We start from the raw sequence: 12830 nt of genomic DNA on the forward strand, positions 1-12830 counted from the left end.
CGTTAACCTTGTTTACGCGTTCCTGTTCTCCGATGTGGACCCTTTGAAGGGGGGAGGATATTAACAAGAGGTTAATTCCATGGCCTCATAGGCCGACACGTAATTTCACAGGCTTGCCCATGTCGGACGTGCAATACCCATTCATCGACGTCGCAGTACACGAGCGTGTCAGCGAAGCCTTTGCCGCGGGTATGGCGGTGGTGCTGTTTTCACCGGATCTGCGATCAGTCTCCTGGGCGAATGGCCGCGGGGCGGCACTTTTCGGCTTCGGCTCGATCTATGATTTCCTCGACCAGGGTCTCGACCGGGGCGAGCTGATGTTCCGCCAGGTGGAGCCGGTAGCCCGCTCGCTGCAATCCGTCGGTGACCGGCGCAGCTTCACCGTCCGCATCGCCTCCGGCTTCCTGCGGGTGGCCGTGCAGGCGCGTTGCGAGATGATCCGGGTGCAGAACAAGTCCTGCATCCTGCTTTCGGTCCCGGTCGACAACCAGCGCCTGTCGCTGAAGGAGTGCGCGGCCCGCCTGATCGAGGGTTTCGACGATCCCGAAACGCATATGGCCGTGCTCGATGCCGAAGGTAACGTGCTTGCCGCATCCGGCCAGTTTTCGGCACTCAACATTTCCATCCAGACGACGCGGATGCTGGTCTCGATGGTCGGCAATGACCGCCACCGGCTGATCAAGCGGCCGATCGCCACTGCTGGCGGATACCTGCCCGCCGCGATCGGGCAGGTGTCTGAGGAACCGGCACTCAATCTGCTGTTTGTCGTGGGGGTTGCCAAGGCGCAGGCTGCGGCCGTGACTGCCGTGCAGGCGATCGATGTTGCTGCACCCGATGCAGTTTCACCGGCTCCAGACGTCGACAAAACAGACGCGATCGCCGTACCGGATTATGAGGACGCGCTGAGCGCCGTCGCCGCAATCGAGGACAATCCGGATATCGAAGAAGAGATCTCGCTCGACGATACGTCAGAGGCTGGCCCTTCGGATGTGATTGCCGCCGACGAGACGGAGCTTGCCGAGGCTTCGCTGCCTGAGGCAGATGAGAACGTTTCGGCGGTGGAGAGTGACGCGGTAACGGCCAACGCGGATATCGGTAGCGTCGCGGCTGCAGATATCGAAGCCGGTATCGATGCTTCCGAGGAATTGCAGATCGGCGACGATCTCAACGACGATCAGGCCACGTTGCAGGACGAGGCCGAACCTGTTCTCGAAAGCGACGCGGCGGATGCGAGTGACGTCACGGAATCTTTCATTGAGCAGTCGGTCGATGAAGAGCCTACCGAGCAGGAAATGATCGAAGCGGAAGACATCCCGGCTGAAACGCAGGAGATTTCCGCCGGGCAGGAAGACCTTTTTGACGGTGGCGAAGAAGACGAGACGGTCGAAGACGCTTCGGTGACGGAAGACGACAGCAATGAGGCGGCTCCCGAAGGGCCTTCCGCGTCCATCGAGGCGGAGGAGCCCGTTGCGGCCGCAGTCCCGGCAGATGACGACGCTGATCTGGCGCCGCCGGTTGTCACCCAGCCGGTGCGTCCGCTCAGAACGGTGCGCTTCGTCTGGAAGATCGATGCGAGCGGCCGGTTCAGCGAGGTCTCGAAGGAGTTCGCCGAGGCCGTCGGGCCGCATGCCGCGGATATTTCCGGCATGGCCTTTTCCGATCTGGCGGCGCTGTTCAATCTCGATCCGGATGGCAAGATCACCGAACTTTTGAGCCGCCGCGACACGTGGTCGGGCAAGACGATCTGGTGGCCGGTGGAAGGTACGTCGCGGGTGGTGCCTGTCGATCTCGCAGCACTTCCGACCTATACGCGGGCACGCGAATTCGACGGTTTTCGCGGTTTCGGCATTGTGCGGATGGGTGATGCCGCCGAAGATCCGCATGCAGCCGGCCTGGCACTCGGTGCTGCTCAGGAGGATCACGCCGCGGAACCGGTGGAAACCGAACAGAGCGAATTACCGGTCCACGACTTGCCGTCGGTTGAAGCCGTTGCAGAACAGCCGGCCGATCATCACGTTGCGGAAGGTGGTGTTCTCGCTGCCGACGACATTGCGGAAACAGGTATCGAGCCGCTTGATGCTTCTGGCGATGAGCCGGTTGAAGATGTGGGGGCTGAACCGACATTTGTCGCAAATGACGACACACCGGCTGTTGCGGAGACGGTTGATGACGCCGACGCGTCCGACGATGATGCCGATGTTCCGGAAGCAGAAGACCAGCCGAAGGCCGGCGAATGGCCGGAAGGCGAGCGCCCTGCCCTGACGCTGGTCGACAATCCCGGCAGACGGCAATCGGACAAGGTGATTCAGCTCGAAGAGCGACGCTCTCGGCTCAGCCCCGGCGAGCAGGCAAATTTCCAGGAAATTGCCAAGCGGCTGGATAGATTCGTGAAATCCGCCGATGACGCGGAGGTCGAAGACGGCAGAACCGTCGAGGATGTGGCCGTCATCGAAGACGAGACCGCGGCCATTGCGCCGGAAGACAACGCACAATCGCTGGTTTCCGAGGAAGAACAATACGAGAGGAACGAAAACCTCGTTCCCGAAACGGATGACGTGACCGAAAAGCCTACATCGGTTGATGAGGGCGAATCCCAGTCTGCCGTTGAAGAAAAGCCGGAAGATATTCAGGCCGCTGATCTGGATCGCAACCTTGCGGCATCGGATCCGGTTGAGACGCCCGATGATACGGTCGTCGCGCTATTCGATGACGAATCGGCGGACGTGCCCGATGAGGTTCCGGCGGATGAGGCCGGAGATGAGGATGATGAACCGTTGGACGCTGCGGCTCTTGCCGCGATGCTGCCCGGTCGCGACCGTATCGGACTTTCCGAGGAGATCATCGACCAGATGCCGGTGGCGCTGCTGGTGCATGCCGGCGAAAAGCTGATCCATGCGAATGGCGAGTTCCTCAAGCTGACCGGCTATTCTTCGCTAGAGGCACTGGCCGATGTCGGCGGGCTCGATGCGCTGTTGCAGCGACAGGAGCTGGAAGGCAAGACTTCGGAAGCCGGCGGCATGGTCGTGGTGCGAGCCGACGACGTGATCGTGCCTGTCACGGCACGGCTGCAGTCCATCCGTTTCAACGATAACTCGGCCCTGATGCTGGCGCTGATGCCGGTGGCTGCCACCGAGCTGGAACCGCAAAGCGGCACGACGGCAGAGGTGCTGCCGCTTCGCCCGATCCGGACCGCCGACCAGCTGGCCAAGCTGCAGGTCGAAGTCGAAGAGCTGCGCGCCATTCTGGAAACCGCCACCGATGGCGTCGTCATCATCGGCTCCGACCGGGAAGTCCGTTCGATGAACCGGGCGGCGAGCGCGCTGTTCAATTTCGATGGCGAGGAAATCAACGGCAAACCTTTCGTCACGCTGTTTGCGCATGAAAGCCAGCGGGCCATTCTCGACTATCTCTCCGGGCTTTCCGACCACGGCGTGGCGAGCGTGCTGAATGACGGGCGCGAAGTGATCGGGCGCGAGGCATCCGGCGGCTTCATTCCACTGTTCATGACGATCGGCCGGCTGACATCGTCGAACGGTTATTGCGCCGTCATCCGCGACATCACCCAGTGGAAACGAACCGAAGACGAACTCAGGGCGGCAAAACGGGCGGCCGAAACCGCCAATGCGCACAAGAGCGAGTTCCTCGCGCATGTGAGCCATGAGATCCGCACGCCGCTCAATGCGATCATCGGCTTTGCCGACATGATGGCATCCGAACGGCTCGGACCGGTCGGTCATCCACGCTATATCGAATATTCCAACGATATCGGCCGCTCGGGCCGGCATGTGCTGGATATCGTCAACGACCTTCTCGACATTTCCAAGATCGAGGCCGGCGAACTGGATCTCGATTTCATCGCAGTCGGCCTGAACGAAACGGTCTCGGAGGCGGTGTCGCTGGTACAGCCACAGGCGAACGGCCAGCGGGTGATCATTCGCACGGCGCTTTCGCAGGCCGTGCCGCAGGTTGTGGCCGATCTGCGCTCGGTCAAGCAGATCGTGCTCAACATCCTGTCCAACGCGATCCGTTTCACGCCATCGGGCGGCCAGATCGTCGTCTCAACCGCCTATGAGGCAAACGGCAGCGTCGTGTTGCGAATCCGCGATACCGGCATCGGCATGAACCGCGCCGATCTGGAGCTTGCGATGAAGCCGTTCCGGCAGGTGGCGGGTGCATCACGCAAGCGCGGTGACGGCACCGGCCTCGGCCTGCCGCTGACCAAGGCGATGGTGGATGCAAACCGGGCGAATTTCGCTATTACTTCGGCGCCGAACGAGGGAACGCTAGTGGAAATCACCTTCCCGTCGCAACGGGTTCTGGCGAGCTAGGTTTCACACCTGTAAAACGCGACAATCTATCATAAAAACACGTTATGCGTGCATATGTCTTCAAAAAAGAGGCAGCCTTGGCTGCCCTGAAGAATTTGTGCTGTTCAACAACGATAGGAGAGCAAGACGTCCCGCCTCAAAATCTCATCGCGTGCTGATGTCATACACCCAAACGGGCCATTTTGCGCCAGGATTGACAGACGTCACTCAACAAGAGCTTAAACCTGTCCCGATCCGGATCATCGGAAGGTATTGCTGCATTGCAGCAAGATCAGGTGCCAAGCTCTGCAAGGTTTTCGTAGAGTTTCAGCGCATCGGGATTGGCGAGCGCCTCCCTGTTTTTGACCGGCCTTCCGTGGACGATATCGCGCACGGCCAGTTCGACGATCTTGCCGGATTTGGTTCGTGGAATATCGGCAACCTGGATGACCTTGGCGGGGACGTGGCGCGGCGTGGCGCCCGTCCTGATCCGGGTCCGGATCGCCTTTGCAAGCTCGTCATCAAGGGACAACCCATCGGCGAGCCGGACGAACAGCACGACGCGCACATCATCCTGCCAATCCTGACCGATGCAGATGGCTTCCGAGACCTCCTCCATCTGTTCGACCTGGTTATAGATCTCCGCCGTGCCGATGCGCACGCCGCCGGGATTGAGCGTCGCATCCGACCGGCCATGGATGACGAGGCCGCAGTGATCGGTCCATTCGGCAAAATCGCCGTGGCACCAGACGTTGTCGAAACGCTCGAAATAGGCGGCGCGGTATTTCGATTTGTCCGGGTCGTTCCAGAACATGATCGGCATCGAGGGGAAAGCCCTGGTGCAGACAAGTTCGCCCTTCTCGCCGCGCAGCGGTTCGCCTTCGTCGTTCCAGATATCCACGGCGAGACCAAGTCCCGGCCCCTGGATCTCGCCCTTCCAGACGGGTTTCAGCGGATTGCCGAGGACGAAGCAGGAGACGATATCCGTGCCGCCGGAGATCGAGGCGAGATGGATATCATCCTTGATGCCTTCGTAGACGAAGGAAAAGCCTTCAGGCGAAAGCGGCGAGCCGGTCGATGTCATCAGCCGGAGCGAGGAAAGATCGTGGCTCTCTTTCGGTACGAGGCCAGACTTGCGCACCGCATCGATATATTTGGCCGATGTTCCGAAGACCGCAAAACGCTCGTCCCGGGCGAAATCGAAGAGGATATTGCCATCGGGCGCAAAGGGTGAGCCATCGTAGAGGCAGAGCGTTGCACCAACCGCGAGGCCGGAAACCAGCCAGTTCCACATCATCCAGCCGCAGGTGGTGAAATAGAAGAGCCGTTCGCCGGGCTCGACCCCACAATGGAGACGGTGTTCCTTCAGATGCTGCAGCAATGTGCCGCCGGCCGAATGAACAATGCATTTGGGAATGCCGGTCGTGCCGGAGGAAAACAGGATGTAAAGCGGATGGGAGAAGGGCAGACGGGCGAATTCGAGCGGTTTTTCCTGATAGGCGGCTGTCACATCGGGATAGTTGCGGCCATTCTCTAGGCTGACGGCCAGCGCTGCTGCATCACCGGCATAGGGCACGACGATAACCGGTGCACCAAGCGTGGCTGCAACGGCCTTCAGCTTGGCCGAAACATCCTGCTGCTTGCCGTTATACCAATAACCGTCACAGGCGATGAAAAGTCTGGGCTCGATTTGCCCGAAACGGTCGAGCACGCCCTGTTCGCCGAAATCGGGAGAACATGACGACCAGATTGCGCCCAGCGATGCGGTGGCCAGCATGCAGGCGATGGTTTCGGGCATGTTCGGCATCATTGCCGCAACGCGATCGCCCTCTCCGAGGCCGATTGCGCGAAACGCCTGCTGCAGCTTCGAGACCTCGCAGCGCAGCCGGTCCCAGGTCCAGCTGTAACGGACTTTGTCTTCGCCGCGAAAGATCAGCGCCTCCTGCGATCCCTCACCGGCATGTGACAGCAGGTTTTCGGCAAAGTTCAGCCCGGCTTCGGGAAAGAAGCGTGCCGCCAGCATATCGTCGCCGTTTGCCAGCACCGTTTCGCCAGGCTCCCCGGTGACGCCGCAGAAATCCCAGATCGCAGACCAGAATTTCTCGCGCTCCCGGATCGACCAGGAATAAAAGGCATCGTAATCGGAAAATTTGTTTCCATGGCGCGCCTCGCACCAGTGAATGAACCGATGAAGCGGCGTTCTTTCCCGCTTCTCTTCGGACATGGTCCAGAGCGGCTTTTTCTGATCGAGCATATTCCTCCCTTTCCGGCCGTTGCCACGGGCCTTCCGACGTTTGCCGGCCTCCTCATGCCGCAGGCACCTCCATGCCCGTGCGACGGAGGATGTATAACATGTCGCATGCGACAATGAAGCACAGGATGCGGTCGTTGCTGCACCTGAATTGCGCCGTGCCGGCAATTCCTATATGCGCCTTGCATGTTCACAAAAGCCGCCCAGACATTCCGCAGGCATGCCCGCCGGCCAGTTGGCCGCACGGTGCTGATCGCGCTCGCGCTGATCCTTGCGGTGGCTGCCATTTTCCGGGTCGTCACGCCTTTCCTGATTTCCACCAGCGTGGTGCGGGAAAGCATCGAGCAGTCGGTCGAACAGTGGACCGGCAATAACGCCACGATCGGCGGCGTCTCCACCATTCGGTTCTGGCCACATCCGGAAGTCACGCTCACCGACATCACCATTCACAACGATGGGCAGGGCGAGCGGAAGATACTGGCGACGATCAAGGAACTGTCCGCATCGTTCGACCTGATCGAAGCCGTGCTGGGCCACCCCGTCTTCGAGGATTTCCGCCTCGTCGATCCCCACTTCTTCCTGAGCCGCAGCAAGGATGGACGGCTTCACTGGGTGAATGGCGGACAGCTGGTCGATGCCATGGCCAAGGCAACGGTCAATGGCGACCGGCAGAGGCTCGATCAGGCGCTCGATGCGCCGATCGGCGAAGTGCAGGTTCGAAACGGCATTATCGATATCATCGGATGGACCGACGGAAACGCTGCCCGCTTCGACGCCATCAACGGCGTGATGGACTGGCCGCATCTTTCCGATACCGCGACCATCCGTGGAGAGGCCGTCGTTCGCGGCAAGAAGATCGGCCTCGATATTCGCAGCACGCAGCCACTGCTGCTTCTCGACGGCAGAAGCGGAGACTTCGAGGGGACGGCCAGTGCCGATATCGGCCTTGCAAAGTTCGACGGCATCGCAAGCCTGACGCCGCGAGGTTATTTTTCCGGCAATGCAGAGCTTCGGGCGTCGGACATGCCGGCCGCATTGCGCTGGTTCGAGATCGATCCCCGTCTTGTCGACGGGTTGCAATCGGCGTCCGTCTCAGCCCGGCTGATTGCCGACCGGCAGGAATTGCGGTTCGAGGAACTTTCGCTCGGATTGAACGACGAGCATGCCACCGGCCTGCTGGAACTCGACACACCTGCGACCGGGCAGCCGAGGCTTTCAGGCACACTGGCCTTCGACCACATCGATCTGCGGCGCCTGCTTCTTGCGCTGGAGCCGACGATCAGCAGGGACGTGCATGCGCTGCCCTCGCTGGTGACCGATCTGGATCTCGATCTCAGGCTGTCTTCTCAGATCGCTTCGTTCGGTGGCGTGCAGCTTCATGACATCGCGCTGGGGCTGATGAACGTAGCGCAGCAATTCCGCCTGGACATTCTGGATAGCGACCTGCAGCCGGGCCGCGTGACAGGCCGGATCAGCACGCTCAAAGCCAATGCCGGCGCCGAGGACGAAGGACAGACGGTCGCTTTCCGCGCGGCCATCCGGGGAGCGGATTTTGCCGCGATCGCCCAGCAATTGCAGCTCAAAGGCGCATTGCCGGCGGCGCAGGGTTCACTCGATATCTCGCTGGACGTGCCAAGGCCGATCGATCAGAACGCGTGGAATGCAGCGGTGGGGACGATCAGTTTCCAGACTGGACCCGGCAGGCTGAACGGCATCGACCTATCGGCCATCCGCCAGCTGGCGGTGCAGAAGCCGTATTTCTCGCTCAGTGACGCGGCGACCGGATCGATCGAATTCGACAGCCTGAAAGCAACTGCGACGATCCGCAACGGCATCGCCGACCTTCAGGACACCGAGATTGCCGGCCGCAACGAGACGATAATGCTGGCGGGAGCCGTGCCGCTTGCCAATAGCAGCCTGGCACTTTCCGCCACGATCAGCCCGAAGGACGCAAGCCCGCCGCTGAACTTCTTCATCGGCGGAGCATGGCCAACACCGATCCTCTGGCCGATGAACGTGCCGGCGCCCAAGCCGGGCGAATAAACCGGCCGATCAGGATGCAGCTGCACCACGCACGGCAAGATGTTCGTCGCGGATACGCTTGATCTCGGTGCGCTTGGTGGTCAGAGACGCAGCGATGACACCCAATGTTACGAGGCCGATCAGGATGGTGCAGATGGCGTTGATCTCCGGCGTCACGCCAAGGCGGACCTGCGAATAGATCTTGATCGGCAGGGTCGTCGCGCCCGGACCGGTGTTGAAGCTGGCGATGACCAGATCGTCGAGCGAGAGCGTGAAGGCCAGCATCCAGCCGGCGATGACGGCGGGGAAAATCAACGGCAGGGTGATCTTGAAGAAGGTTTTCACCGGCGGGCAGCCGAGATCGAGTGCCGCCTCCTCAAGGCTGCGGTCAAAGGTCAGAAGCCGCGACTGCACGACAATCGCCACATAGCACATGGTGAAGGTCGTGTGCGCTATCGTGACGGTCCAGAAGCCGCGGTCGATGCCGATGGCGACGAACAGCAGCAGTAGCGAGAGGCCGGTAATAACCTCCGGCATGACCAATGGCGCATAGATCATGCCCGAGAAAGCCATGCGGCCCGGAAAGCGCGAATAACGGGTGAGTGCCAGTGCCGCCAGCGTGCCGAGGATGGTGCCCAACGTGGCGCTGAGCAATCCCACACGTGCCGTCACCCAGGCTGCGTCCATCAGGCCCTGGTTGGACCACATGGTCGAGTACCAGTTCAGCGAAAACCCGCCCCAGACCGTGACCAGCCGCGAGGCGTTGAACGAGTACACGATCAGGATGATGATCGGGATGTACAGGAAGGCGAAGCCGAGGGTCAGGACGGTGGCGTCAAAACGGGGAGATCTCATCACGCCACCTTCTTCTGCTGGTTCTGGAAGATCATGATCGGCACGACGAGCATGATCAGCAGGATAACGGCAACGGCGGAGGCGAGCGGCCAGTCGCGATTGCCGAAGAACTCGGTCCAGAGCGTCTTGCCGATCATCAGCGTATCGGCACCGCCCAACAGGTCGGGGATGACGAATTCACCGGTAATCGGGATGAAGCAGATCATCGAACCAGCGATGACGCCCGGCAGCGACAGCGGGAAAGTGATCTTCCAGAAGGCTTTCCAGGGCGGGCAACCGAGATCGCTCGCGGCTTCAAGCAGCGAATTGTCCATCTTTTCCAGCGCCGAATAGAGCGGCAGGACCATGAAGGGGAGATAGGAATAAACGATGCCGATGAAGACGGCATAATCGGTGCGGAAGATTTGCACCTGCTGGTCCGGGCCCATAAGGCCGACCGTCTGCAACAGAAGCGTCAGCAGCCCATCCGGCTTCAGGATGCCGATCCAGGCGTAAACGCGGATCAGGAAAGAGGTCCAGAAGGGCAGGATGACCAGCATGACGAGAGTCGGCCGAATCGACGTCGGCGCGCGGGCCATGGCAAGCGCCATCGGATAGCCGATCAGCAACAAAAGCAGCGTCGAGATCGCCGCGATCCTGAGCGACGATAGGTATGACCAGATGTAGAGCGGGTCTTCTGTAAGGAAGATGTAGTTCTCGAAATCGAGTTGCGAGAAAAAGTCGCCGAGCGCCCCAAAACCCTTGAAGGTCGGCGTATAGGGCGGGATCGAGATGGCCGTGTCCGAAAAGGATATCTTCAGGATGATCAGGAACGGCGCGACGAAGAACAGCAGCAGCCAGACATAAGGCACGGCGACAACCAGCCAGCGTGTCCAGGACGGGCCCCCTGCATTGATGGCGGCGTTGGTGGCAGGATTGGTTTCAGCGACATTGGTCATGTTCGCTCCCCCTTCCTATCGCGTCAGAACGAGGCCGGCATCACGCGACCAGGTGAGCCAGACCATATCGCCGAAGGTGATTGGCCGGTCGACGAGGCGCGAGACGTTAGCTTGTGCAGCGCGGAGAATGCGGCCATCCTCGGAGCGGACGAGGAAGAGCGAGAAATCGCCGAGATAACCGATATCCCAGACCTCACCGTAGAAGCTGTTGACCGACGTGTCGGCCGGTGCGTCCGGCGAGATGCGAACCTTTTCCGGTCGGACGGCGAAGGCGACCTGATCGCCTTTCACCGCCTGGCATTCCTGATCGACGGCAACGAACAGGCCACCGCAATCGATATTGACCGCTCCCGGCGCGCCGAGCGCACTGCCGGTTTCGGTGATCGTGCCTTCGAGAATATTGATGTCGCCGATGAAATCCGCGACGTAACGGCTGTTCGGCGCCTCGTAGATTTCCGCCGGCGTTGCCACCTGGACGATGACGCCCTTGTCCATCACCGCGATACGATCCGAAACCGTCATCGCCTCTTCCTGGTCGTGGGTGACGATCAGGAAGGTCAGGCCGAGCGTGTGCTGCAGATCCATCAGTTCGAACTGGGTTTCCTCGCGCAGCTTCTTGTCGAGTGCTCCGAGCGGTTCGTCGAGCAGCAGGACCTTGGGGCGTTTGGCGAGCGAGCGGGCAAGCGCGACGCGCTGGCGCTGGCCGCCGGAAAGCTGGTTCGGCTTGCGTTTGGCGAACTGTTCCAGCTTGACGAGCTTGAGCATTTCCTCGACGCGGGCCGCGATGTCGGCCTTGGGAAGATTGTCCTGCTCGAGGCCGAAAGCGATGTTCTTCTCCACCGTCATATGCGGGAAAAGCGCATAGGACTGGAACATCATGTTGGTCGGACGGCGATAGGGCGGCACGCCTCTTATATCGTTGCCCTGCAGCAGGATGCGGCCTTCGGTCGGCTCCTCGAAGCCGGCAAGCATGCGCATCAGCGTGGTCTTGCCGCAGCCGGAGGGGCCGAGCAGCGAGAAGAATTCCTTCTCGTAGATATCGAGCGTGAGGTTATCGACGGCGACGAAATCGCCGAAGCGTTTGGTGATGTTCTCGAAGCGGATAAAGGGGACCGCATTCGGATCGGTCCAGGGAGAGAATTTACGTTTTACCGGTCCGAGAGTTTTCGCCATGCCTTGCCCCAGCTTGTCTTTTAAGTCCCAGCGTGTCGTTCAAATCAAAAAGGCGGGTCAGTGCCCGCCCTTGAAGATATCGGTATCAGCTGCCGGTCTTGATCTGGGTCCAGACCCGGTTCAGCACGCGCTGTTCCTTGGGGCCGTAAGGCGAGATGGTGAAGAGCTTCGCCACGACATCTTCCGGCGGATAGACCGACGGATTTTCCAGCACTTCCTTGTCGACGAATTTCTGCGATGCGAGGTTGCCGTTCGCATACTGGACGTAGTTGGAGGCCTTGGCGATGATTTCCGGCTTCATCAGATAGTTGATGAAGGCATGGGCTTCCTCGACATTCTTCGCATCCGCAGGGATGGCGAGATTGTCGAACCACATGTAGGTGCCTTCTTTGGGGATGACGAAATCGACCTTGACGCCGTTGCCGGCCTCTTCGGCACGCGTTTTCGCCTGCAGCACGTCACCCGACCAGCCGATGGTGATGCAGCTGTCGCCATTGGCGAGCTCATCGATATAGGCCGAGGCGTTGAAGGTCTTCACATAAGGACGGATCTTCTTGTAGACCTCGCCGCCGGCTTCCAGATCGGCGGTTTCCTTGCTGTCGGGGTTCTTGCCGACATAGTTCATCGCGATCGCGAATGTCTCGTCGGAGGCATCGAGGATGTTGATGCCGCAGGATTTCAGCTTTTCGGCGTTTTCGGGCTTGAACAGGATGTCCCAGCTATCGACCGGCACATCGCCGAGGGCTGCCTTCACCTTATCGACATTGTAGCCGATGCCGGTGGTGCCCCACATGTAGTTGACGGCATATTCGTTGCCGGGGTCGTATTTGGCGAGGCGCTCGGAAACCAGCGGCCACATGTTCGTCAGGTTCGGCAGCTTCGACTTGTCGAGCTTCTGGAACACACCGGCGGTGATCTGGCGGGCAAGGAACGGGCCGGTCGGGACGACGACATCATAACCGGAGCCGCCGGCAAGCAGCTTGGTTTCCACGAGGTCATTGCTGTCGAAAACGTCGTAAACGACCTTGATGCCGGTTTCCTTGGTGAAATCCTCGAGAATGGACTCATCGATATAGTCCGACCAGTTATAGACGTGGACGACCTTTTCCTGCGCAAAAGCGGAGGAGCCGAGAGCGGTTGCAGCAAGTGCAGCCGCCATTCCAAGCAGATGGTTTCTCATGATTTCTCCTGTTTCTTTTTCTCCGCGGCGCCCACCGCGCAGGAATTCCCTCTGTATTTTGCAGTCAGAGTAGAAAGGATTTTTACGACCTACAAGTGGGAATG

7 protein-coding genes are annotated in these 12830 nt (G+C 60.2%); 2 read left to right on the top strand and 5 right to left on the bottom strand.

Going from position 1 to position 12830, the window contains the following annotated elements:
• Positions 1 to 119 precede the first annotated feature (119 nt).
• Positions 120 to 4328: an ATP-binding protein gene (locus FHP24_RS07390; RefSeq protein ID WP_139674979.1), complete on the top strand. Its 4209-nt coding sequence runs from the start codon at positions 120 to 122 to the stop codon at positions 4326 to 4328.
• A 271-nt stretch (positions 4329 to 4599) separates the two neighbouring features.
• Here the strand turns inward: FHP24_RS07390 and FHP24_RS07395 are convergent, their stop codons facing one another.
• Positions 4600 to 6531: an acetoacetate--CoA ligase gene (locus tag FHP24_RS07395; protein WP_394344609.1), complete on the bottom strand. Its 1932-nt coding sequence runs from the start codon at positions 6529 to 6531 to the stop codon at positions 4600 to 4602.
• Between the two features lie 213 nt (positions 6532 to 6744).
• Here FHP24_RS07395 and FHP24_RS07400 point away from each other — a divergent pair, with 213 nt between their 5' ends.
• Positions 6745 to 8601, top strand: coding sequence for an AsmA family protein (locus FHP24_RS07400; RefSeq protein WP_139674985.1), 1857 nt, complete (start codon positions 6745 to 6747; stop codon positions 8599 to 8601).
• 9 nt (positions 8602 to 8610) lie between these two features.
• Here the strand turns inward: FHP24_RS07400 and FHP24_RS07405 are convergent, their stop codons facing one another.
• From FHP24_RS07405 to FHP24_RS07420, 4 genes are all read right to left on the bottom strand, one after another.
• Positions 8611 to 9435 carry an ABC transporter permease gene (locus FHP24_RS07405; RefSeq protein WP_139674988.1) on the bottom strand — a complete coding sequence of 275 codons (825 nt, stop codon included), beginning with the start codon at positions 9433 to 9435 and terminating at the stop codon, positions 8611 to 8613.
• Complete coding sequence (locus tag FHP24_RS07410; RefSeq protein WP_139674991.1) at positions 9435 to 10373, bottom strand: ABC transporter permease subunit; 939 nt, start codon at positions 10371 to 10373, stop codon at positions 9435 to 9437. Before FHP24_RS07410 ends, FHP24_RS07405 begins: the two co-directional genes overlap by 1 nt.
• A gap of 15 nt (positions 10374 to 10388) precedes the next feature.
• The gene (locus FHP24_RS07415) at positions 10389 to 11546 is read right to left on the bottom strand and encodes an ABC transporter ATP-binding protein (RefSeq protein WP_139674993.1); all 1158 of its coding nucleotides are present in this window, start codon (positions 11544 to 11546) and stop codon (positions 10389 to 10391) included.
• A gap of 85 nt (positions 11547 to 11631) precedes the next feature.
• Positions 11632 to 12726, bottom strand: a complete 1095-nt coding sequence (locus tag FHP24_RS07420) for a polyamine ABC transporter substrate-binding protein (protein ID WP_139674996.1) — start codon at positions 12724 to 12726, stop codon at positions 11632 to 11634.
• Positions 12727 to 12830: the final 104 nt, after the last annotated feature.

The organism is Aliirhizobium smilacinae, assembly GCF_006335145.1.
GTDB lineage: Bacteria > Pseudomonadota > Alphaproteobacteria > Rhizobiales > Rhizobiaceae > Neorhizobium > Neorhizobium smilacinae.